Origin of the sequence: Geoalkalibacter ferrihydriticus DSM 17813 (assembly GCF_000820505.1) — a bacterium.
Lineage (GTDB): Bacteria > Desulfobacterota > Desulfuromonadia > Desulfuromonadales > Geoalkalibacteraceae > Geoalkalibacter > Geoalkalibacter ferrihydriticus.
Map to the genome: position 1 here is coordinate 1 of NZ_JWJD01000003.1, position 21,618 is coordinate 21,618.

At 57.8% G+C, this 21,618-nt stretch carries 20 protein-coding genes and 2 tRNA genes; 14 read left to right on the top strand and 8 right to left on the bottom strand.

Translation table 11 applies throughout. The features are described 5' to 3' along the window. Nucleotides 1-660 precede the first annotated feature (660 nt). Nucleotides 661-756, bottom strand: a tRNA-Sec gene (locus GFER_RS08990). Between the two features lie 168 nt (nt 757-924). Between GFER_RS08990 and GFER_RS08995 the strand changes: the two genes are divergently transcribed. After that, nucleotides 925-1,890, top strand: coding sequence for a peptidylprolyl isomerase (locus GFER_RS08995; RefSeq protein WP_040098791.1), 966 nt, complete (start codon nt 925-927; stop codon nt 1,888-1,890). Nucleotides 1,891-1,914: 24 nt separating this feature from the next. Here GFER_RS08995 and yedF read toward each other — a convergent pair whose 3' ends face one another. Next, nucleotides 1,915-2,499 (bottom strand): sulfurtransferase-like selenium metabolism protein YedF, encoded by a 585-nt coding sequence (yedF, locus tag GFER_RS09000; protein WP_040098794.1) that lies wholly within the window; start codon nt 2,497-2,499, stop codon nt 1,915-1,917. Nucleotides 2,500-2,832: 333 nt separating this feature from the next. On the opposite strand from yedF, the gene GFER_RS09005 reads away from it, so the two are divergent. From GFER_RS09005 to GFER_RS09015, 3 genes are read left to right on the top strand one after another with little or no spacing between them, the layout of a single operon-like run. Then, nucleotides 2,833-4,212 (top strand): sigma-54-dependent transcriptional regulator, encoded by a 1,380-nt coding sequence (locus GFER_RS09005; RefSeq protein WP_040098796.1) that lies wholly within the window; start codon nt 2,833-2,835, stop codon nt 4,210-4,212. Then, on the top strand, nt 4,209-6,215 hold the full coding sequence (locus tag GFER_RS09010) for a cache domain-containing protein (protein WP_052446234.1): 2,007 nt from the start codon (nt 4,209-4,211) through the stop codon (nt 6,213-6,215). The genes GFER_RS09005 and GFER_RS09010 overlap by 4 nt, the downstream gene beginning before the upstream one ends. Nucleotides 6,216-6,255: 40 nt before the next feature. After that, complete coding sequence (locus GFER_RS09015) at nt 6,256-6,477, top strand: outer membrane protein assembly factor BamD (RefSeq protein WP_235264048.1); 222 nt, start codon at nt 6,256-6,258, stop codon at nt 6,475-6,477. An 8-nt stretch (nt 6,478-6,485) separates the two neighbouring features. On the opposite strand, the gene rlmD is transcribed toward GFER_RS09015, so the two are convergent. After that, nucleotides 6,486-7,871 carry a 23S rRNA (uracil(1939)-C(5))-methyltransferase RlmD gene (gene rlmD / locus GFER_RS09020; protein ID WP_040098799.1) on the bottom strand — a complete coding sequence of 462 codons (1,386 nt, stop codon included), beginning with the start codon at nt 7,869-7,871 and terminating at the stop codon, nt 6,486-6,488. Nucleotides 7,872-7,957: 86 nt separating this feature from the next. Continuing rightward, on the bottom strand, nt 7,958-8,161 hold the full coding sequence (locus GFER_RS09025; protein WP_040098801.1) for a 2-hydroxymuconate tautomerase family protein: 204 nt from the start codon (nt 8,159-8,161) through the stop codon (nt 7,958-7,960). Nucleotides 8,162-8,488: 327 nt separating this feature from the next. On the opposite strand from GFER_RS09025, the gene GFER_RS09030 reads away from it, so the two are divergent. Then, on the top strand, nt 8,489-8,770 hold the full coding sequence (locus GFER_RS09030; protein WP_040098803.1) for a cytochrome c3 family protein: 282 nt from the start codon (nt 8,489-8,491) through the stop codon (nt 8,768-8,770). Nucleotides 8,771-8,867: 97 nt separating this feature from the next. Here the strand turns inward: GFER_RS09030 and GFER_RS09035 are convergent, their stop codons facing one another. From GFER_RS09035 to GFER_RS09050, 4 genes are all read right to left on the bottom strand, one after another. Continuing rightward, nucleotides 8,868-9,791, bottom strand: a complete 924-nt coding sequence (locus tag GFER_RS09035) for a TAXI family TRAP transporter solute-binding subunit (RefSeq protein ID WP_040098805.1) — start codon at nt 9,789-9,791, stop codon at nt 8,868-8,870. Nucleotides 9,792-9,820: 29 nt separating this feature from the next. Further along, nucleotides 9,821-10,267 (bottom strand): universal stress protein, encoded by a 447-nt coding sequence (locus tag GFER_RS09040; protein ID WP_040098806.1) that lies wholly within the window; start codon nt 10,265-10,267, stop codon nt 9,821-9,823. A gap of 23 nt (nt 10,268-10,290) precedes the next feature. Then, on the bottom strand, nt 10,291-12,720 hold the full coding sequence (locus GFER_RS09045) for a TRAP transporter fused permease subunit (RefSeq protein ID WP_040098808.1): 2,430 nt from the start codon (nt 12,718-12,720) through the stop codon (nt 10,291-10,293). Nucleotides 12,721-12,826: 106 nt separating this feature from the next. Beyond that, nucleotides 12,827-13,825, bottom strand: a complete 999-nt coding sequence (locus GFER_RS09050; protein WP_040098810.1) for a TAXI family TRAP transporter solute-binding subunit — start codon at nt 13,823-13,825, stop codon at nt 12,827-12,829. Nucleotides 13,826-14,198: 373 nt separating this feature from the next. Between GFER_RS09050 and ispE the strand changes: the two genes are divergently transcribed. The 9 genes from ispE (at nt 14,199) to rpsR (ending at nt 21,604) form a co-directional block, all read left to right on the top strand. Further along, complete coding sequence (gene ispE / locus GFER_RS09060; RefSeq protein WP_040098815.1) at nt 14,199-15,053, top strand: 4-(cytidine 5'-diphospho)-2-C-methyl-D-erythritol kinase; 855 nt, start codon at nt 14,199-14,201, stop codon at nt 15,051-15,053. A 50-nt stretch (nt 15,054-15,103) separates the two neighbouring features. Then, nucleotides 15,104-15,178, top strand: a tRNA-Gln gene (locus tag GFER_RS09065). Between the two features lie 162 nt (nt 15,179-15,340). Further along, on the top strand, nt 15,341-16,282 hold the full coding sequence (locus tag GFER_RS09070) for a ribose-phosphate pyrophosphokinase (RefSeq protein WP_040098817.1): 942 nt from the start codon (nt 15,341-15,343) through the stop codon (nt 16,280-16,282). Nucleotides 16,283-16,338: 56 nt separating this feature from the next. Then, nucleotides 16,339-16,953, top strand: a complete 615-nt coding sequence (locus GFER_RS09075; RefSeq protein WP_040098819.1) for a 50S ribosomal protein L25/general stress protein Ctc — start codon at nt 16,339-16,341, stop codon at nt 16,951-16,953. A gap of 17 nt (nt 16,954-16,970) precedes the next feature. Then, the gene (gene pth, locus GFER_RS09080) at nt 16,971-17,546 is read left to right on the top strand and encodes an aminoacyl-tRNA hydrolase (RefSeq protein WP_040098820.1); all 576 of its coding nucleotides are present in this window, start codon (nt 16,971-16,973) and stop codon (nt 17,544-17,546) included. Nucleotides 17,547-17,577: 31 nt separating this feature from the next. Then, a complete protein-coding gene (locus tag GFER_RS09085) occupies nt 17,578-19,617 on the top strand; it encodes a sodium-translocating pyrophosphatase (RefSeq protein ID WP_040098822.1) in 2,040 nt (679 codons plus the stop codon). Between the two features lie 84 nt (nt 19,618-19,701). After that, on the top strand, nt 19,702-20,796 hold the full coding sequence (ychF, locus tag GFER_RS09090) for a redox-regulated ATPase YchF (RefSeq protein ID WP_040098824.1): 1,095 nt from the start codon (nt 19,702-19,704) through the stop codon (nt 20,794-20,796). Between the two features lie 160 nt (nt 20,797-20,956). Further along, complete coding sequence (gene rpsF, locus GFER_RS09095; protein ID WP_040098827.1) at nt 20,957-21,325, top strand: 30S ribosomal protein S6; 369 nt, start codon at nt 20,957-20,959, stop codon at nt 21,323-21,325. Nucleotides 21,326-21,358: 33 nt separating this feature from the next. Further along, on the top strand, nt 21,359-21,604 hold the full coding sequence (rpsR, locus tag GFER_RS09100) for a 30S ribosomal protein S18 (protein ID WP_040098829.1): 246 nt from the start codon (nt 21,359-21,361) through the stop codon (nt 21,602-21,604). The last annotated feature ends 14 nt before the right edge of the window (nt 21,605-21,618 follow it).

Genomic DNA, 21,618 nt, shown 5'->3' on the forward strand with positions numbered 1-21,618 from the left:
GGCGACCCTGATTTTGCCGGCGCTCACGGCCCCGAACTTTATCAACGGATTGAGCCATGCCCTCAAGCAGTTGGAAGAGCAGATCAAGGCCAAGCAGGAGGAGGTAACGATCCAGCCTGCCGACCAAAAAAAATAAGGGATATTATGATTTTGCCCCCTCCCCGGAAGCAGACTGCTGACCGGGGAGGGGGCTTTTTACTGGCGTAAGCTCCTCAGCTCTGAGGCTGCGCTGCTCTAAAAGCAGAATTGGCGCGACTGAGAAAAGAGAATCGTCGTTTGCAGCAGGCGAGAGAAAATTTGAAAGAAAAACGGCGGCCTTCTTCGCCAAAGAGTCGGGGGAGCGGTGTCAACTGATTGATATCGAGAAGGAGGCCTATTCCTTGCCCGTGCTGTATGATGTTCTGGATGTGTTATTATGCCTGGACGCAGCGCCGGCCATCAGCACGCCTTCAGGGGTATGAAAAACTGGTCTGGACCGGCCAGCCCTTGCCCCGAATTTTGACCTGCCATTGATAGGGCCCGCGCTTGCTTATGGCTGCCATCGACTTCTTCAATCTTGAGCTCAGTGTCTCAAAATTGTTCCCAAAAGCCAGGTTGTCTACAACTTCTAATAAAAACAAGGGGTTTGGCCTTTTGGCCAAACCCCTTGTTTTTATTAGTTGGCGGGAGCAGATGGGAATCGAACCCACCAGGGACGGGATACGCCCCTCATCGGTTTTGAAGACCGAGCGCGTCACCAGACTACGAACTACTCCCGAAGTGCGCCGACATTGCGAGACATGTTAATCCTGTTTCCAAGTCGAATCAAGGAGAAAGACCCGTTCGCCGTTTTACTTCTGGCAATAATTTTAAAAATAATTTAACATTAAGCGCTGAGTCCAGCTTCTATCGTCTTATCCCCTTTGCTTGAGGAGAATTTTACCGATGTATTCGATTCGCCTGAAATCCAGGCTCCTGGGTGCGTTTTGTCTGATGCTGTTTTGCTTTGGTGCCGTGGGTGTGGCAGCGGATGAGGGGCTTCTTGCCCGGGTGGGTGAGGTGTCGGTGTCTGAATTTGATCTGGCTCTGACGGTGCAGCGCCGGCTGCCCATGCAGGTCGGCTTTCACGGCAAGATTTCTCCTGAAAAGATCGAGGAGATCCGCCAGGAGGCGCTGTCCGAGTTGATCGATCAGGCCTATCAAGTCAACTGGGCGCGTGAGCAGAAGATCTCCGTGACGGAGGTTGAGCTGGCGGCGGCCATGCAGCCCCTGATGGGGCGCTATGCCACGGCGGAGGCCATGCGCGAGGACCTGGGCGCACAGGTTTATGAGCAGATCCGCGCGCTGATGTTTCGCGGACTTCTGGCCGAAAAGGCGCGCTTGGCGGCCGTGGACGCCAAAATCACGGTGAGCGAGGATAAGGTGCGAGCCCATTACGAGGCCAACCAGGAGCGTTTCTTTCGGCCGCGTCAGTTTCGTGCCAGCCACATCCTGATCCGGGTTGATCCCTCCTCTGCGACAGAAGAACGCGAGGAGCGACGGCAGCACGCCGCGGAACTGCTGGCACAGGCGCGCGCGGGCGAGAATTTCTACAACCTCGCTTATTATAATTCCGATGACCGCACCCGCTATGTGGGCGGCGATCTCGGCTATTTTCACGAAGGACAGGTGGTTCCCGAGTTCGAGGAAGCACTATTGGCTCTTGAACCGGGTCAAGTTTCGGATCTGGTGCGCACGCGTTTCGGTTTTCACATCATTCAGTTGGTCGAGATCAACGAGCCCCGCCAGATGCACCTGGATGAAATGCGCGAGCGCATCCGGGCGCAATTAGAGAAAGAGCAGGGCGAAGAGCTGACTCAGGCCTGGATGGATGGTTTGCGCAAGCGCTATCCGCTGGAACTTTTGGATTGACTGGCATCCTGGAAGCGGGAACGCTCAGGGGCGTATAACGCGGCCCGCTTCGCTCAGGGACGTGACGATGTCGAGCATGTTGGTGACTCGGCCCACCGCGATCTGATCCTTTATGTGGAAATATTCCAGGCACAGCCCGCAGGCGGCAATGTCGGTGCCGGCGCAAGCGAGTTTTTCCAGCGTCTCGCGCACCTCGGAGTCGCTACAGACCAGCTTGACGCCGGCGTTGACGAAGAAGATGCTGCTCGGCGGGGTTTCCAACTCAGCCAGGGTGAAGAAAAAATTCTTTAGCAACACGCGGCCCAGTTCATCGCTGCCCGCGCCCATGGTTTCGGCGCTGATGTAGACCAGCGTCTGGCCCGCAGGAGCTTGCTGGGGCAGGGTTGGGGTTGCTTTTTCGCCGCGACTGAGATGCAAGGCGAACCCCCCCTCGATCGGGTTACCGCTGACTTGGTAACCCTGACTCTGAGCCATGCGGGTGACGTTTTCACGCGCGGTTTCATCCCCCACCAGAACTTCCAAAGGTTCGCCGCGGCTTGCCAGGATCAACTTGCGGGTTTCAATGACGGGGTGGGGGCACTTTTGTTCGCGGCAGTCAAGGGTTTGCATGGTGGCTCATCCTGATCTGGGGGTTGATAGGGGTTGGCAATGCGGTATATTAGCTTTTCCGCTGCCGTATTGCAATCATTGCGCTGGTTTTCCGCAGGGTGGTTTTCACGGTTGTGGATGGGTGTTTTTTGTTCGATCCTGTTTCTGGAAACAACAAAGTTAGCCGTTCAGCATGCGCCGCAGACCGGGCGGCATTCAGCCACCACGCCCTGCGGTGCGATTGGGCATTGCCGCTTAATTGTCGCCGGCAAAGAGGCTTGACCCTGTCGCCCGGCCATTATAGAACAGTCTGCGCAGAAACGATCGGCGAACTCAAGGAAACGAAAGGGCGGCATGGGACGGCACATCTATATCTGTGACGATGAAGCCGGCATCTTGCGTTATTTACAAAAGATGCTGCTCAGCCAGGGTTATGAGGTGGAGGTTTTTTCCAGCCCCCTGCGCCTGCTGCGCCACCTCGAGGAGGGCGCCGCCGAGGAGCCGGCGGGGTTACTGCTCCTCGACATGAAAATGCCTGAACTCGACGGCATCGATACCCTGCGGCGGGTGCGCGAGCTGCGCCCGCAGCTTATGGTGGTAATGATGACGGGGCACGGCACCATCGACTCTGCAGTCGAGGCGATGAAGCTTGGCGCTTATGATTATCTCTCCAAGCCCTTTCCCCAGGAAAAACTGTTCACCCTGGTGCGGCACTGCTTCGAGCGCGAACAATTGATTGAAGAAAATCGCCAACTGCGCAGCGAATTGAAGAATCAGGTCGATCCCGGTACCATCATCGCCGAGAGCCCGGCGTTTCGCAAGGTCATCGATCTGGCCGTGCGGGTCGCGGCTACCGACTCCAACGTGCTTATCCTGGGGGAGAGCGGCACCGGGAAAGAGGTGGTCGCGCGCGCCGTTCACCGCGCAAGTCACCGTAACGAGCAGCGTTTTCTCGCGGTCAACTGCGCCGCATTAGCCGAAACCCTGCTGGAGAGCCAGCTTTTTGGGCATGTGCGCGGCGCGTTCACCGGGGCTGGGCAGAATCAGAAAGGCATTCTCGAGGAAGCCCATGGCGGCACTCTTTTTCTCGACGAAATCGGCGATGTGAGTCCGGCCCTGCAGGCCAAACTATTGCGGGTGCTGCAGGAAGGAGAGTTTATTGCCGTGGGGGCAACCCGCCCCAAACGCGTGAATGTGCGCTTTATTGCCGCCACCAACAAGGATCTGGAAAAAGAGGTGGCGGCGGGGCGTTTTCGCGAGGATCTTTTTTATCGCCTCAACGTCATTGGCCTGTCCCTGCCGCCTTTGCGCGAGCGTAGCGAGGACATCGAACCCCTGGCCCTTCATTTTCTCAGCAAGATGATCCCTAAGACGGGAAGTTCCGTGCGGCGTATCGATGCCGAAGCTCTTGCGGCTTTACGCGCCTATGCCTGGCCGGGCAATGTGCGTGAGCTGGAAAACGTCATCGAGCGCGGTACCATTCTTGCCGATGGCGAGGTCATGACTCCCGAGGCGCTGCCCCTGAAGCTGACCGGCTGTGCGCGCCCGCCGGTTGCCGAGGACGGGCCTTTGCCCCTGCGCGAAGCCGAGCGGCGTCAGATCGTTCTGGCTTTGCGCGAAACCGTTTGGAACAAAAGCCAGGCAGCAATCTTGCTGGGCATTACTCGCAAAACTCTTGATCGCAAAATCAAGGAATTCGATCTGAGCCCCGCGGCGGCCGGCGATCTTTCATGATGTTTTTCGCCCCACGCTTTTTATCCATTCGCGCCAAACTGACGCTTGCCGCTCTGGCGCCTCTGGCGGTGGCCATGGTCGTCGTCACCTTCCTGGGGTTCTATCTGATCAATGCCTGGATTGTCGGCGAGGCGCAGAAAAAAGTGCGCAGCGATCTTGAGGCGGCCCGTGCCGAATACAATCAGCAAAAAAGCGCTTTGTACGAGGCTCTGCAATTTGCGGTGCAAACCACCGGTCTAGGGGATTTATTGGCGCAGACTGAGGCGGATCAGGTTCAGCGCCGTTTGCAGGAAGTCATGGTGGGCAGCGGCATGGACGTTCTGACTTTGACCGATGCCTCCGGAGTCGCCTTGGTGCGTGCCGGCAACCCTGATGCACAGGGGGGTGCGGTTGTTTCTGCACCCTATGTGGAGACCGCCCTTGCGGGCGAGACGTTTGCCGGCACGATTATCATGTCTGCTGCGCAAATGGAGCAGGAAAACCCCCATGCCGCACGGCACGCGCGCATCCGTTTGGCTGAGGCGGCGGTGGGACCGGGGCGCGATCGCTTCGAAAATCGCGGCATGTTTCTTTTGGCCGCCTATCCCGTTCTTGCCCGGGATGGGAGCGTTCTGGGTTGTCTCTATGGCGGGATTTTGTTGAATCGCAATCTGGATCTTGTCGATCGCATCAAAGAGCGGGTCTACGGTGATGAAGTCTATGGCGACAAGTCCTTGGGCAGCGCCACCATCTTTCTTGCCGACGTGCGGGTGGCGACTACCGTACGTTTGCGCAATGGCGAGCGCGCCTTGGGGACGCTGGTGTCCCGGGAAGTGGCGCACACCGTTCTGGCCGAGCGAAAAACCTGGCTTGATCGGGCGCTGGTCGTGCATGACTGGTATCTGACCGCCTATGAGCCGATTCTCGACAGCCACGGTAACGCCATCGGCTCTCTTTACGTGGGGCTTCTGGAGGCTCCGTACAAGGACTTGCAGACCCGCGCTGCCTGGGTCTTGATGCTGATTCTGGTTGTCAGTTCGGCGCTTGGTTACCTGCTGGCTCGCCAGGGTTCGAAAAGGCTCTCGCGTCCCATTCTCGATCTGGAGCAGATGACTCAAAAGGTGGCGCGCGGCGAGCGTAACTTAGACCTGCCCGTGCATGAGGCCGATGAAATCGGACGGCTGACCCAGGCGTTCAATCACATGACGCGGGCCTTACGCGAACGTGAAGAGCAGTTGCAAATGTTTGCCCGCGAGTTGGAAACCAAGGTTGTTGAACGCACCCGCCTGTTGGAGGACAAGAATCAAGAACTCATTCAGGCCCAGGAGGAGCTGGTGCGCAATGAGAAACTGGCCGCCATCGGCGCGCTGGCGGCAGGCGTGGCGCACGAGATCAACAACCCTACGGCGATTATTCGCGGCAACACCGAATTGCTGCTGATGGAGTTGAACGCTGAAGCGCCCGGGCGCGAGGAGGCCGAGGAGGTGATGAAGCAGACCGAGCGCATCGCGCGCATCACCGGCAACCTGCTGGCCTTTGCCCGTCGTCAGGCGATGCATGAAGATCGCGTTGATATCAACGCCTTGCTGGAGGAAATTCTCTCCCAATTGCCTCACCAGGTGGGCATGACCGAGATCACCCTCAAGAGAAACCTTTACCCCGATTTGCCGATGCTGAGCGCCGATAGTGGGCAGTTGCGCCAGGTTTTCACCAATTTACTTGTCAATGCCGTTGAGGCTATGGCCGGGGAGGGGCTTTTACTGTTGCGCACCGAGGTGGGCAATGCCGAACTTGTCATCACTATCACCGATACCGGACCGGGCATAGCCCCGGCGGTGCGGGCCAAGTTGTTCAACCCTTTCTTTACCACCAAGCGCGGCGGCAGCGGGCTGGGCCTGTCTGTGTCCTACGGCATTGTTGAGCGTCACGGTGGGACCATCGAGGTGGACAGTGAGCTCGGGCAGGGCGCGACCTTCAGGGTTCATCTGCCTTTGGGCGACGCGGTGGCGGGAAGCGCGGGTTAAATGCTGTCAAAGGTCGTTTATGGAAAAAACAGGGAGGGAAATGATGAAACGATGGATTGTCCTGGCTTTTTTCGTTCTGTTTCTTACGGCGTGTAGTGATCGCGCTGGAGAGATGTATGAAACAGCTCAATTTGAAGAATTGCAGCGTAACATTCCTCGTGCGCTAACCATTTATCAGGATATCGTTGACCAACACCCTGATTCTCCCCACGCCGAGAAGGCCCGGGAGCGCATCGCCGCACTTGAGGGCGAGGCACCCTAGGGTGGGTCTCAGCCAGCTTCTTTCGGCACCAGCCGTGCTATCGATTCGACGTGGGGCGTCTGAGGGAACATGTCCACGGGCTGAATTTCCGCGGTGACCAGTCCCATTGTGGCCAAAAGGTCGAGATCGCGCGCCAGGGTGACGGGGTTGCAACTCACGTAGATCAGCATGCGCGGCGCCAGAGCCGCGAGACGTTTGAGCACTTCGGCCTCACAACCCTTGCGTGGGGGGTTGACCACCGCCACTGCTCCCGGGGCGAGTTCCATTTCCAGGTCTTCAAGCAGTTCCGCCGCATCCCCGGCGCGAAAGCGGCAATTGTCGAGGTGATTGAGCCGGGCGTTGTCAGCGGCATTGCGCACGGCTTCCTCCACGGCCTCGATACCGAGCACCGCTCCGGCATCCCGCGCAAGATTCATGGCGATGCCGCCGATGCCGCAGTACAGGTCCAGAGCCAGTTCGTCCCGGCGGCAGGCCGCCCATTGGCGCACCCGTTCGTAGATGCGTTCGGCCTGGGGATGGTTGACCTGAAAAAATGACGCAGGTGATATGCGCAGCCGCAAATCGCCGACCTGGTCGAGCAAGGCGGGATGACCGAGCATCTTAAGTGTCTGGGCGCCGAGGATGACGTTGCCTGCCGAAGAATTGACATTCTGCTGCACCGATACCACCTGCGGTACTTTCTTGACCAGCCACTTGGCTAGGTGGGTGACTTCGCGATAATTGCGCTCGGTGGTGACGAATGTCACCATGGCCTCGTTTCGTGAGGGGCTAACCCGCACCGCCAGGTAGCGCAGCAGGCCGCTGCCGCGCGCCGGATTGTAAACCCAGACGCCCTGACGTTCGATTTCTTCACGCACCGCCATAGCGATCTCATTGATCAGCGGATGGTGCAGGGGACATTGGCCGATGTCGACCACCTGATGGCTGTGGCGGCGGTAGAGACCGATGCTCACGCGCCCGCGTTCCTTGCCGATGACCAGTTTGGCGCTGCAGCGATAACCGAGTGGTTGCGGAGCCTCCCAAATGGGAAGAATCTCTGCTCGGGCGAGGCTTGGATACGTGCCCAGAGCGTCGCTCACTTTTTGTTGCTTGAAGCGCAGCTGCGCCGCGTAATCCATGCTGATGAGGCCGCAGCCGAGGCACTCCTCGGCATGGGGGCAGCCCCAGCGCCGGCTGCGTTCGGGAGCACTGGTGAGACGCTTCAGGACGCGGGCTCCGATCTGGTGCCGGCCTTCATGGTCGACCACCACCTTGACCTGCTCGCCGGGCAAGGCGTTGGGCACCAACACCTTTTTGCTCTCCCATATGGCGATGCCTACGCCCTCATCGTCAAGTCGCTCGATGGTCAATTCGATTTGCTGTTGTGTTTTTTTCTGTCTGCTCGGTTTTGCCATCTGATTTTATCTCCTCGCCGCGCTTTGCCGGCACGGCAAGGTACGCTTTCGCACACTGAGTTGTCAATGGGGCATGCCGCGGAGAACTATTGTCCTTTTTTGCGACGCAGGGTGACGCTCTCCCCGCCGATGCCCCAGTTGTCGGTATCCACCTCGTCGATGACGACTACGGTGGTCGCGGGATTTTTGCCCAGGGTGTCGCGCAGCAGGTTGGTGACGCCTTCGATGAGTTGAGCTTTTTGCTCGGTGGTGGCGCCTTCACGTGTAATCTTGATGTTGACGTAGGGCATGAAAACTCTCCTTGGCTGAGATAGATGAATGAGAAGCTTGCGGGTATTTTTACGGAAATCCATCTCCCGGCAAAGTTTTTTCTCCATGAAAAGCGGATTTTCGCGCCGAATTTTTAATCGCAACCTGCTTTCCAAGGCTCTTCTGACCCGACATGAAGCTCGTTAAGTGCCCGAAATTATTTCGACATAGGCCGACATCGGGTGGCAGAAGGCGCGATGTCGACTGCAATTGGGTGTTTTTTTTTCTATAGTAAGCCTCAGTAGCTTTGGGCACAGGGCTCGAAGTGGAATAAGTTGACCAGATAAGGGAAGAAGGAGGATTTACAGATGAAACGTTTGATCGCCGGGTTTGCCGCAGTCGCCGTTATTGCCGCCGCTGCCTACGCCTTTGCCGCTGCCGCCGATGTTTACACCTATGAAGCGCGCAACGGAAATGTGACTTTTGAGCATCAGGCTCACGTCGATTATGTCGGCGGCGACTGCGCCAAATGCCACACCGATGGTATTGGCCCTATCGATGTGACCAAGGACTGGGCTCATGAGACCTGCACCGGCTGTCACAAGGAAATGGGTGCCCCCGCACGCTGCAACGACTGCCACAAAAAGTAAGCAATTAAACGACCAAGATCGCGTTCAAAACGAAAAAGGCGCCCTCCTCGAGGGCGCCTTTTTCGCGTTATTTACGACTTTCCTCATCGCGGAGGACTCAAGGTGCGGGATGATTCTCCCAGAAAGTCGCGGCTCCCGGGTGCAGGGGCGTGATGATGCCTTCGCGGCCGTCAACCAGTGCTTCATCCCTGGATGCCGCCGCCAGGGCCTGCTCAACGGTTGCGGCGGAGATCTGGTCGCCAGCTACCCAAACGGCCAGATCCTGGAAGGTCGCGACCTCATAATCGACGTGCGGATAGGTATGGGCCGGGATCACCGTGGGGGTAAAGAACGGGTATTGCCTGAAAAAACCGGACTGCTCCGCTGCCTCGGAAAGATTCAGGAGGCGCACGGGAAAACTTTTCGCGGCCTGAGTGACGGCGGCGGTAGGGACGCCGGAAAACACCCAGATGGCATCGACATAGCCGTGCCCAAGGGCTGAAATGGCGTCCTGGTAGCCGGAAAAATCCGGTTTGATGCGGTCCCAGAGGCCGATGCCGGTAAAAAAGCGCTGAGCGGTCGCCGCGGCGCCCGAACCGATTCCGCCGACGGCAACACGCCTGCCGGCCAAGTCTTCAACCCGGGTGATGTTGCTGTTGGCGCGCACCACAAGTTGCGCCGGGGCAGCGTACAGGGTTGCCACAGCCAGGACCTGGTCATAGATGCGGTTGTCGTAGGGAAGCAGGCCGATGCCGGCCAGGAGCAGGTCGCCCGCATAGACGATGGCGAAATCAGCTTCGCCGCTATTGACGCGGCGCAGGTTCTCAACGGAGCCACCGGAAATCGCCAGACTGACCTCGACGCCTGGGCGTTGCTCGTTGATACGCAGGGTCAGGGCGCGGGCGGTGGTTTCGAAGGTGCCGCCGGGCGGTCCGCTGGAAAAACGCAGGCGGGTCTTTTCGGCGGCCGTCGCGCTTGCAGCAGGATAGCCCGCGAACAGCGTCAGAAGAAATATCAGTAGAACGTGTAAGGATTTCTTCATGGTACTGGCTCTCCTTGGGCGGACAGAGGTCAGGGGGTCGCGCGTACCGTGAGGACCGGAATGGATGAACGGCGCACGACCCGCTCGGCGGTGCTGCCCACCAGTACGTGTTCAAGGCCGGTCCGTCCATGAGTGCCCATCACGATCAGGTCAGCCTTTTGCTGCTGCGCCGCTGCTAATATCGTTTGGCAGGGGTTGCCGATGATGGTCTCGGAGGTGTAGGTCACCGTATCCCCGAGATGCCGCCGGCAGAACTCTTCCATCTCCTTGACCACATAGAGCTCGATTTCTTTTTCAAAGATTTCAAAGGCTTCGGGAGGAATGCGGCTGCGGCGACTGTCCGCCAGTTCGCCGATGACATGCAGCACGTGAATCTGTGCGTCCGCCAGTTGCGCGATGGTCTGGGCATAGGCGCATGCCGGTGCCGAACTCTCTGAAAAGTCCGTGGCATAAAGGATTTTGCGAATAGGTACCATAATCTGCCTCTTCTCCCGTGGTGTCAGGCCGCCGCCGTGTTTTGCTCGCGCTTGTTTTTCGTTTTCTGCATAAACCAGACGAGCGCAACGATGGCTACTCCGATGCCGTCAGTCAGAAAGCTCGGCCAATAGAGCAAGAAGGTCGCCGGCGCCAGTAGGGCCCACTCTACGATGGACGTGCGCCTGATCCAGTAACCCATCATCAGACTCGAAAAGGCGATGGTTCCCAGAAACGCCGAAAAGAATGAGGAAAAAATGCGGAAAACCGTCGGCTTGATTTCGCCGCGAACCAGCGTGTCACCTGCGCTGATCATGGCGCCGGGCCGCGCGGGTATGAGAATCGCAGATGCGTCGCGCACAGCTTTGATTTCCTTGATTTCGCCGCCGGACTGAACCGTGGCCAGGACATCACCTTTAAGGAAATCCTGTCCCTCACTCACGTTGACCTGGAGCACCGTGGCAAAAGGCGCGACTAGTTCCGGCATTTTCGTCTCGACAATTTTTCCCTGAAAGAGAATAGACGGAGTGAAGGCGAAGAGCAAGGGCATGACGTAGAGCATTTTGGCGAACTTGAAAGCGGTCCAGCCGGTTTTCCACGGATCGGAACCGGCAATCGCAGCGCCGGCATAGGCAGCCACACACACCGGCGGCGTAATATTGGAGTCCTGGCTGAGCCAGTAGACGATCTGGTGGGCGACGATGGCGGCGATGCCGAATTCACCCAGGGCCGGAACGGCAAGCACCGCGACGATCAGGTAGGAAGCCGTGACCGGAACCCCCATACCGAGCACCAGGGATGCCAGGGCGATGAGAATAATTGCCAGCAGCAGGCTGTTGCCGGCCAGGGCGATGATCAGATCGGAAAACTTCAGGCCCATGCCGGTGAGCGAAATAACGCCCACGATCACCCCGATGACCCCGACGGTGGCGCCGATGATCAGGGTGTTGCGAGCACCGGTCTGGACAGCTGCCCAGATTTCCTTGGGGCCCATGCGGGTTTCTTTTTTCACCCAGCTGACTGCGATGCACGAAAGAGTCGCCCAGAAGGCGGCGTTGCCGGGAGAGCGGCCCATGAGCATGAGGATAGTGATGATGACCAGCGGCAGCGCATAGTACCAGCCGTCCTTGAGAACCGCCTGCCAGTGCGGGAATTCCTCATCTTTGATGCCGACGATATTGAGCTTTTTCGCCTCGAAATGAATCATGCAGAAAACGGCAAAGAAGTAGAGCAGCGCCGGGCCCACGGAAATCATCATGATGTAGGAATAGGGCAGGCCGGTCAGCTCAGCCATGAGAAAGCCGCCGGCACCCATGATCGGCGGCAGAAACATGCCGCCGATGGAGGCCGCCGGTTCGATGGCGCCGGCCACATGCGGGCGAAATCCGGCGCGCTTCATGAGAGGGATGGTGAAGGCGCCGGTAGATACGGTGTTGGCGATGGCGCTGCCCGATACCGAGCCGAACAAGGCCGACGCCATAACCGCAACCTTTGCCGGCCCGCCGGTGCTACGCCCGGCCAGGGCCAGGGGCAGGTCGATGAAGAAACGTCCAGCCCCGGATTTGTGCAGAAAAGCGCCAAAGAAAATGAACAGGATGACATAGGTCGCCAGTACGTTGGCCATGACCCCGAATACCCCGTTGGTGGTGAGAAACAGGGCGTTGCAGATACGCTCAAAGCTGAAGCCCCGGTGGGCGAGAAGATTCGGCAGGTAGGGGCCAAAGTAGGCAAATGCCACCATGGAGGCGCCGATGATGGTCATGGACCAGCCCAGAACCCGTCGGCAGACTTCGAAAGAGATCAGGATGCCGATGATGCTAATCAGCGAATCCAGTTCGTTTTCAGCGCCGGCTCGCCAGTTAAGGGCTTCAAACTGGTTGAGCCAGTAATAGATCACCCCCGCGGCGGCAAGGGCAAACAACGCGTCAGAGGGTGTTGGCGCCTGCTTCCAGCGTTGCTCACAGAAGGCGTCCGCTACCTGGAGGACAGCGGCCAGGATGACGATCACCAGGGCCAGGGGCCACAAGGTAGCGCCCTGGGCAAGGCCGGCCAAGAGTCCCTCATTCTTGAACGTGTCGGTCAGGCCCATAAGTCGTTCGTAGTAGACGACATGGTCTTTGAAGACGAAAAGAATGGCCAGAGCGCTGGTCAGGATCGTTGACAGCAACAGGTTCAAAAGAACACGAATCCAGGTTTTTCCTGCCGGATAAAGCAGGAAAACCAGAATGTAGGTGATGAATACGTAGATGCCGAGATGGTATTGGGTGCCCACGGATGCGATGCCGGCGGCGTAGAAATAGAAAAAAACCAGGGCCGCGCTTAGCGCCGCGACGATGATGTTCCAAAGCCCGGTTGGGCTGCGGAAGGACTTGGAGTCCTTTTCCATCAATTTTTTCAGTTTCTTTTTTTCTTCCGGATCGAGATCGGCAAGGTCTTTGTCGAGTGTTTCAGACATGGATGTCTCCGTGGGGAGGTGATTCGCGAATAGGGCCGGATCCTACTGCTTGACAGACGAAGCGGGGCATTGCGCCCCGCTTCGTACAGGTATTATGGAAGAGAAGTTACTTGAGTTTTTGCGCCTCGGTGAGGGACAGGTCTTTCTCGGTCCAGAACTTCTCGGCACCCTTGTGCACCGGGGTGACGATGCCGCGCAGGCCGTCGGAGATCTTCATGGAGCGGGCGGTGGTGGTTACGCTCACCATAAAGGCAAGCCCTTCATCGGAGAAGATGTTGTCCAGGGCACGGTAGACATGATCGTCCTTGATATGCTTGCCCGCGACCCAGATGGTGGAGTCCTGAAAGGTAGCGGTGTCCTTGTCGACCCCCTGATAGGTTCCGGCAGGGATGGCGACTTCGGTGTAATAAGGGTTGTCCGCGAAGAACCCGGCTTCCTGGCCGGCGTCCACCAGATCCAGAATCTTGATGCGATTGCTGGCGGCGGCCTGAATGACCGAAGAGTTGGGGAACCCGGCAAATACCCACATGGCGTCGATGAGGCGGTCGCCGAGAGCCGAAGCACCCTGGCTATAGCCGATGAACTCAGGGGTGAACTTATCCCACAAGCCGACGGCTGTGAAGTAGCGTTGCGCCGAGGCAGCGGCGCCGGACCCGGCGGGACCGACGGCAACGCGCTTGCCCGCCAGGTCCTGAACGCTGTTGATTCCTCTTCCGTCCAGAACAATCAGATGAGCAGGGGCGCCATAAAGGTAGGCCATGGAATAGACGTTTTTGTATTCGCGAGGATCGTTGGTGAGTTGGCCGTTGAGGCCCAGATACAGGTCGCCTGCGTAAACAACGCCGAAGTCGGCATCGCCGGAATTGACGCGGCGCAGGTTTTCTACCGACCCGGCGGATGCCATGTTGGAGACGTCCATGTCGGGCTGAGTGCGGGACAGGCGCGAGGAGATGGCGTTGGAGAAGTACTGAAAAGTGCCGCCGTCAGGCCCCCCCGAGAAAGCCAGGCGGGCTTTGGCCGCTTCGGCGATGTCTCCGGAAACGAACAGGGCGGCAAGAAACAGTGCGGCGGTGAGACTGGTGAACATCTTCCTTTTGACAGACATGGCTCCTCCTTTTGTGGTGCTGTTTTAGAACGCGGTTTTGTTTTGTGCGTTCCATCTTTTAGCAATCCCGGTGCCAACCTGTATGGAGCCGGGGGAAATGCTTGTACTTTAGCCTGTTTATCGTTTTATTGCAATTCTATTTCTGTGTAGCGGAGCCTGTTCTTTTTTAAAAAATAGGCGAGGTATCGCCAGGTGTGGCGGATCTTGGCCGCCCCGTATTGTGCTGTGGGGATTCTGTAGAACTGCTTTTGTTTTTTTTGGGCCTGTGTTTGTGTGTTCGATTGCGGCAAGGCTTGACGGTCTGTGTCTGTCTGGTTTAAAAACGGCGTGTTTTTTATCTGTCCGGCTTTGAAATACGAAGGGAGGGTTTGCAATGGTCCGGGAGTTTGCGGCGCCGGCTAAGATCAACTTGTGTCTGCATGTGCTTGGTCGGCGTGCGGATGGCTATCATGATCTGCACATGTTGATGCAGCGGGTGTCTTTGGCGGACCGGGTAGTGATCGCCTTGCGCGATGAGCCGGGGGTGGAGGTGGAGTGCCCGGGGGTTGACCTTGCAAGCGGCGAGCAGAATATCGCTGCTCGAGCGGCGCGCGTCGTGCTCGCTGCCGCGGGTCGTGGGTTGGGAGCGCGGATTTGTATCGACAAGCGGATTCCCGTGGCGGCCGGACTGGGTGGCGGATCCTCGGATGCCGCAACAGTTATGGTCGGTCTCAATCGGATGTTGGGCGCTCCTTTGGCTCGCGAGGCGTTGCTGCGGGAGGGTGCGCGTTTGGGTGCCGATGTGCCGTTCTTTGTGTTCGGGCGCCCGGCTTGGGCGACGGGCGTCGGTGACCGCTTGCGGCGGGTGGCGGCGCTGCCGCCTGTCTGGTATGTTCTGGTCAATCCGGGGTTCGCGGTTTCGACTGCTTGGGTTTACGGAAATTTGAGGTTGACATCACCACTCGATGTCGCTAAACTTCCGGAGTTTTTCAGCTCTCCGGACGATTTGGTGCGTCTGCTGCACAATGATCTTGAGCAGGTAACCATCGCGCGCTATCCGCAGATTGCAGATATTAAGGAGCGTTTGGTCGCCGCCGGTGCGTTGGGGGCGCTCATGTCGGGAAGCGGTCCGACGGTTTTTGGTCTGTTTGATGATGAGGCCCTGGCTGGCGCGGCACAGGCGCAACTGTCCCGCAATCCGGAGTGGCGAGTGTTTAAGGTGTCTCCCGTGGTCGACACTGAGGTTTAGATCCGGGTTTCGCAGTCTGTTTGTTCCTTTTTGGTTTTTCTTCTTTATGTTGGGGCGTCGCCAAGCGGTAAGGCATCGGATTTTGATTCCGACATACCCAGGTTCGAATCCTGGCGCCCCAGCCACTTTATTTCTCCCGGTTCGGAATGGCAGCGCTTGCGCTGCCATTCCGTTCTGGAGTTTTAGAGGATTGTCGTTTTTTTAAGCGGAGTGCATTTCGTGGCCGACCTGTCTCGGGTGGGTGCTAGGGATGAAGTGCTTTTTCCGTGCCTGGCAAGGGGGCGTCGTTGGACAAAATCAAGCTTTTCACCGGAAACTCCAATATTCCTCTTGCCCGGGAGATCTGTGGTTATCTCTCCGTTCCGCTGGCAAGTGCCAGTGTGCGCACGTTTTCCGACGGCGAGATTATGGTCGAAATTGGTGAGAACGTGCGCGGTCGCGACGTCTATGTGGTGCAGCCGACCTGTGCGCCTTCTAACCATAATATTATGGAACTGCTGATCATGATCGACGCCCTCAAGCGGGCCTCGGCTGCGCGTGTCACCGCCGTTATCCCCTACTTCGGCTATGCGCGGCAGGATCGCAAGGTGGCGCCGCGCACGCCCATTACCAGCAAGCTGGTGGCGGATCTGATCCACACCGCCGGCGCGAGCCGCGTGCTGACCATGGATCTGCATGCCGGCCAGATTCAGGGTTTTTTCAATATTCCCGTCGATAATCTTTATGCCGCCCCGGTGATTCTGGAGGATTTTAAAGATCGTTTCTCCGCCCGGCGTTTGGTGGTGGTCAGTCCCGATGCCGGCGGTACCGAGCGTGCCCGGGCCTTCGCCAAGCGCCTCGATGCCGGTCTGGCGATCATTGACAAGCGGCGCAGCGGTCCCAATGTGTCCGAAGTGATGCACGTCATCGGTGATGTGGAGGGCGAGGTGTGCATGATTGTCGACGATATGATCGACACTGCCGGCACCCTTTGTCAGGCTGCCCAGGCCCTTAAAGCCAAGGGGGCGGATAAGGTGTATGCCTGTGCGACCCATCCTGTATTGTCGGGACCCGCGCTTGAGCGCATTACGCAAAGTTGTCTCGAGGAAGTGGTGATCACCAACACTATTCCTGTGGGGGACAAGGTGGGGCTCTGCCCCAAATTGCGCACTCTTTCGGTGGCGCCTTTGCTAGCCGAGGCTATTCGCCGCATTCATGATGACGAATCGGTCAGCTCACTGTTTGTCTGACCATGCGAGTTTTAAGCTGATACATTTTTCAACGCTTTTCTGGAGGAATAAATAAGATGGCACAGTCCCAACTGGAAGTCAGTTTGCGTGAAAATACCGGCAAGGGCGCTGCGCGCTCTCTGCGTCGCCAGGGACTTGTTCCTGGAGTTGTTTATGGGAAAAATATCGCTCCCTGTCCGGTAGTGGTTGAACCCAAGGCGCTTGCTCAGGCCATCTCCGGTGAGGGTGGATCGAACACCCTCATTACCCTGCAGGGCAATGGGCCTTTTGCCGGCCAGATCGTCATTGTTAAGGACATGGTCGTTCATACGATTCTGCGCACGCCCCGTCATGTCGATTTTCATGCCTTTGACATGTCAAAGAAAGTGCATGTCATGGTGCCTGTTCATGCTCTCGGCAAGGCTGCCGGTGAGAAGATCGGCGGATCCCTGGAAGTGATTCGCCACGAACTTGAGGTTTACTGCCTCCCCGATCGCATTCCCTCCTCCATTGACATCGATGTCACAGAGTTGGGGATCGGCGACGTCGTTCATATCGAAGATGTCAGTCTTCCTGAGGGAGTTGAAGTTCCTCACGATGTCAACTTCACTGTCGTCACCTGCACCGGACGCAAAGACGAAGATGAAGAGGAAGAACAGGTCGAAGAAGGTACTGAAGTCGAACCTGTCTAGGTGTCTGGGAGAGTGGGGTGAAGCTAATCGTCGGCCTCGGCAATCCGGGGGAAACCTACGCCAATACCCGTCATAATGTCGGCTTCATGGCTGTGCGCCGCATTGCCGACAGGACCGGGATCGCTCTGAAAAAAAAAGGTTATCAGGGTCTTTACGGTGTCGGACGGCTGGCGGGCGAGGAAGTCACCCTGCTGCAACCCCATACTTACATGAATCTCAGCGGCGCCAGCGTCGGATCTGCCTGTAAATCCCTCGGGGTCTCCCCGGGGGATTTGCTCGTTCTGCATGATGATGTCGATCTGCCCTTCGGAACCCTGCGCATTAAGCTCAGCGGCGGTCACGGCGGGCAGAAGGGTGTGCGCCATATCAAGGAAGTCCTTGGTTCTGAGGATTTTTTGCGGCTGCGCATCGGCGTCGGGCGCCCTGTCGCCGGCCAGGAGGTGGCCGATTATGTTTTGCGCGCTTTTGCGCGTGAGGAAATGGAGGTTTTGGACAGTCTGCTGGATCGGGCGGCGCAAGCCGTCGAAGCCATTCTGCGCGATGGCGTGCAAAAAGCCATGAATACCTATCACAGCCGGGAAGTCACTGCTTAAATCCTATCAGCGAAGAGAGGGTAAGGGTCACATGGAACTGCAGATGTTTGCACCGATTCTAGGGGTCATTGGATTTGTCATTGCCGTTTTCTATTACCGGTTGGTCAAGGCTCAGCCGGTCGGTAACGACAAGATGAGGGAAATTTCCGAGATGATTCACGCCGGAGCCATGGCTTTTCTGCGGCGCGAATACCAGGTTCTGGCGATCTTCATTGTCGCCGTTTTTTTCTTGATTCTTTTTGGGATGAATTACCAGACCGCCCTGGCTTTTCTTGGCGGCGCTATTTGCTCGATGACCTGCGGGTTTATCGGTATGAAGGCGGCAACGCGCGCTAATGTGCGTACCGCGGAGGCGGCGCGCGCCCAAGGGCAGGGTGCCGCTTTGCTGGTCTCTTTCAATGGCGGCGCGGTCATGGGGTTGGCGGTTGCTTCCCTGGGCCTCGTTGGTGTGGGTATTGCCTTCATCGCTTTTGGCAGTCCTGAGACCGCTCAGTATATCACCGGCTTTGCCATGGGCGCCTCGTCCATTGCACTTTTCGCGCGTGTCGGCGGCGGGATTTATACCAAGGCGGCCGATGTCGGCTCCGACCTGGTCGGCAAGGTGGAGGCTGGAATTCCCGAGGATGACCCCCGCAATCCGGGCGTTATTGCCGACAACGTCGGTGACTGTGTGGGTGACACCGCAGGGATGGGTGCCGACATTTTTGAGTCCTACGTCGGTTCCATCATCGCCACGATTGCCATCGCCGCCGCGGCCGGCGTCGGTCTGGTCAGCACTTTGGCAGGCACCCCTGTTGAAGTCGGATCCGAACTCTATCACCAGACCCGCGCCAATGCCATGTTGCTACCCCTGGTTTTGGCCATGGTCGGTTTGGTGTTCTCCGTCATCGGCATTTTCTCCATGAAGTTCTTCAAAACCATCGACCCGGCGAAGGCCTTGCATTACACGACCTTTGTCAGCGCAGCCGGATTTCTGATCGCAGCCTTTTTCGTGATCAATTTTCTGCATATTGCCAACGGAGTGTTCTGGGCGATCCTGGCCGGTACCCTGGCCGGTATCGCTATCGGGCAGATTACCGAGTACTATACTGCTGCCGCTCCGGTTTCCCGCATCGCCGAAGCCAGCAAGACCGGTCCCGCCACCAACATTATTCATGGCCTGGCCGTCGGTCTTGAAAGTACGGTCGCTCCGGTTCTCATCATCTGCGTGAGCATTTTCGTCGCCAACTATTTTGCCGGCCTTTATGGCATCGGTATCGCGGCGGTGGGCATGCTTGCCACGGTTGGCGTGACCATGACGGTCGATGCCTATGGTCCCATCGCCGACAACGCCGGCGGGATTTCCGAAATGGCCGGGCTGGGACCCGATGTACGCAAAATTACGGATGGTCTCGATGCCATCGGCAATACCACGGCCGCCATCGGCAAGGGTTTTGCTATCGGCTCCGCGGCCCTGACTGCTCTGGCGCTGTTCTCCGCCTACGCGACGACGGTTCAGTTGGAGGCGATCAATCTGATCAATCCAGGCACGGTCATCGGAATGCTAATCGGCGGCTCTCTGCCGTTTTTCATCGGTGCCTTGACCATGACCAGCGTGGGCCGGGCCGCCGGCAAGATGGTCGATGAAATCCGTCGCCAGTTCCGTGAAATCCCCGGTTTGCTTGAAGGGGATCCCAACGCCAAGCCTGAGCCTGAGAAGTGTGTCGACATTTCGACGCGCGCCGCTCTGCGCGAGATGGTGCTTCCCGGTCTGGTGGCGGTTTTCGCCCCGGTTCTGGTTGGCTTCATTTTGGGGGCCGAAGCTTTGGGCGGCATGCTTGCCGGAGCGACGGTGACCGGGGTGCTGTTGGCGCTGATGATGGCCAACGCAGGGGGCGCCTGGGATAATGCCAAGAAGTATATCGAAAAGGGCGAACTGGCCGGCGAGGGCAAGGGCGGCGAGGCCCACAAGGCCGCTGTGGTCGGCGATACTGTTGGCGATCCCTGTAAGGATACTTCGGGACCCTCGATGAACATTCTCATCAAGTTGATGAGTGTCGTTGCTCTGGTTATTGCTCCGTTGTTGATCTGAGTTTATTTTCGCATATCCGTTTAACCGCACGATAGCCGGAACCCGGGTTCCGGCTATCGTCTTTTTTGCCAGGCGACAGCTACTATGGGATTTAAATGTGGTATCGTCGGTTTGCCTAATGTCGGCAAGTCGACCATCTTTAACGCTCTGACCTCAGCCGGTGCCGAATCGGCCAATTACCCTTTCTGTACTATCGAGCCTAATGTCGGTATCGTCTCTGTTCCCGACCCCCGGCTCGATGCGCTTGCGGAGATCGTCAACCCCCAAAAAGTCTTGCCGACCACCCTCGAATTCGTCGATATCGCCGGATTGGTCAAGGGCGCGAGCAAGGGGGAGGGGTTGGGAAATCAGTTCCTCGGTCATATCCGCAAGGTCGATGCCATAGCTCATATCGTGCGCTGCTTTGAGGATGACAACGTTGTTCATGTTGACGGCAGCGTTGATCCCATCCGCGATGTCGAAGTTATTCAAACCGAGCTCAATCTGGCTGATCTTGACTCCGTCGAGCGCCGCATTCAGCGTAGCGAAAAGCAGGCGCGCAGCGGCGATAAAAAGTTGCAGGCAGAGATCGCCGTGCTGCAGAAAGTGCGCACCGCCCTGGATCTTGGCCTTCCCGCGCGCAAAGCCGAACTTGACGATGAAGAGCGCCTATTGTTGAACGAGTTGCAGTTGATCACGGCCCGTCCGGTTCTATATGTCGCTAACGTCGGCGAGGGCGACCTTGAAGGCCGACACCCCTTCGTCGCGCGGTTGAAGGAGCAGGCGGCTGCCGAGGGCGCCGAATTGATCGTTATTTGCGGGCGTATCGAGGCCGAAGTTGCAGAGCTGGGTGGAGAAGATAAGGCTGAATTTCTCCAGGAACTCGGTTTGGCTGAATCAGGTCTCGATCGCATGATTCGCGCCGGCTATGATCTGCTTGGTCTGATCACCTATTTCACCGCGGGCGTCAAGGAGGTTCGAGCCTGGACTATTAGCCGCGGCACGCGCGCTCCTGGTGCGGCCGGTGTGATTCACACCGATTTTGAAAAAGGATTTATCCGTGCCGAGGTTATCGCATTCGCCGACTTCGTGCGCTCACGCGGTGAGCAGGGAGCACGGGAGAAGGGCTTGATGCGACTGGAAGGCAAGGATTATGTAGTGCAGGACGGCGATGTGATGCACTTTCGTTTTAATGTTTAGCGCCGCTGGCGAATTATTTTTCTTGTATGGCGGGAAGGTCGTTGAAAAGCTTGTTTGTTTGTGGTAGAAAGCAAAGTTCACATAAGTGTGGGGCACTGTCTGCCCCCTCCTTGCTTCGGGGTCGCCCGGGGCTATTAAACCGAGAGGAGCTAAATCAAAGATGAGAAGTTATGAAACCATGTTCATCGTCCACCCCGAGGTGGTCGGTGACGAGCTCAAGGCTCTGGTCGAAAAGTTCAAGGGTGTAATCGCCGACCGGGGTGGGGATGTCGTTAAAGTTGAAGAATGGGGTAGCCGCACTCTGGCGTATCCGATTCAGAAACTGACCCGCGGCGCCTATTTCATTTTTTATTTTCAGGCTGGTCCCGGTGATGTCGCTGAATTCGAGCGGCGCCTGCGTCTCGACGAAAAGATTCTGCGTTTCAATTCTCTGCGCCTTGAGCAGGGCCTGCCGCAGTCGGTTGTCGCAGCCCAGGAGGCAGCCGAAGGCGCCGAAGCCGAGACCGCACAGGAAGAAGCCGGAGAGTAACTCAAACCAACTGAATATGGAGGATAAATAGATATGGCTGCACCCAGAAGACGATTTGGCCGGCGCAAAGTCTGCCGGTTTTGTGCCGACAAGGGCCTCAGCATCGGTTATAAGCAGGTCGATACCTTGCGCGGATTTGTTTCGGAGCGCGGCAAGATCGTGCCGCGCCGCATCACAGGTACCTGCGCCCCCCATCAACGCGTACTTACCGAGGCGATTAAGCGGGCGCGCATGATGGCGCTGCTGCCTTATTCCTCGTCTCACTCCCTGGTGGGCTAGGATCCGGCGGACGG

Excerpts from the sequence above, each read along its gene's own strand:
- GFER_RS09040 (WP_040098806.1), bottom strand. The coding sequence starts at position 10,267 with ATGGTACCTATTCGCAAAATCCTTTATGCCACGGACTTTTCAGAGAGT.
- rlmD (WP_040098799.1), bottom strand. The coding sequence starts at position 7,871 with ATGGCAAAACCGAGCAGACAGAAAAAAACACAACAGCAAATCGAATTG.
- GFER_RS08995 (WP_040098791.1), top strand. The coding sequence starts at position 925 with ATGTATTCGATTCGCCTGAAATCCAGGCTCCTGGGTGCGTTTTGTCTG.
- GFER_RS09035 (WP_040098805.1), bottom strand. The coding sequence starts at position 9,791 with ATGAAGAAATCCTTACACGTTCTACTGATATTTCTTCTGACGCTGTTC.
- ychF (WP_040098824.1), top strand. The coding sequence starts at position 19,702 with ATGGGATTTAAATGTGGTATCGTCGGTTTGCCTAATGTCGGCAAGTCG.
- GFER_RS09085 (WP_040098822.1), top strand. The coding sequence starts at position 17,578 with ATGGAACTGCAGATGTTTGCACCGATTCTAGGGGTCATTGGATTTGTC.
- GFER_RS09045 (WP_040098808.1), bottom strand. The coding sequence starts at position 12,720 with ATGTCTGAAACACTCGACAAAGACCTTGCCGATCTCGATCCGGAAGAA.
- GFER_RS09075 (WP_040098819.1), top strand. The coding sequence starts at position 16,339 with ATGGCACAGTCCCAACTGGAAGTCAGTTTGCGTGAAAATACCGGCAAG.
- GFER_RS09025 (WP_040098801.1), bottom strand. The coding sequence starts at position 8,161 with ATGCCCTACGTCAACATCAAGATTACACGTGAAGGCGCCACCACCGAG.
- GFER_RS09050 (WP_040098810.1), bottom strand. The coding sequence starts at position 13,825 with ATGTCTGTCAAAAGGAAGATGTTCACCAGTCTCACCGCCGCACTGTTT.
- GFER_RS09005 (WP_040098796.1), top strand. The coding sequence starts at position 2,833 with ATGGGACGGCACATCTATATCTGTGACGATGAAGCCGGCATCTTGCGT.
- rpsF (WP_040098827.1), top strand. The coding sequence starts at position 20,957 with ATGAGAAGTTATGAAACCATGTTCATCGTCCACCCCGAGGTGGTCGGT.
- yedF (WP_040098794.1), bottom strand. The coding sequence starts at position 2,499 with ATGCAAACCCTTGACTGCCGCGAACAAAAGTGCCCCCACCCCGTCATT.
- GFER_RS09015 (WP_235264048.1), top strand. The coding sequence starts at position 6,256 with ATGATGAAACGATGGATTGTCCTGGCTTTTTTCGTTCTGTTTCTTACG.
- GFER_RS09010 (WP_052446234.1), top strand. The coding sequence starts at position 4,209 with ATGATGTTTTTCGCCCCACGCTTTTTATCCATTCGCGCCAAACTGACG.
- rpsR (WP_040098829.1), top strand. The coding sequence starts at position 21,359 with ATGGCTGCACCCAGAAGACGATTTGGCCGGCGCAAAGTCTGCCGGTTT.
- GFER_RS09030 (WP_040098803.1), top strand. The coding sequence starts at position 8,489 with ATGAAACGTTTGATCGCCGGGTTTGCCGCAGTCGCCGTTATTGCCGCC.
- ispE (WP_040098815.1), top strand. The coding sequence starts at position 14,199 with ATGGTCCGGGAGTTTGCGGCGCCGGCTAAGATCAACTTGTGTCTGCAT.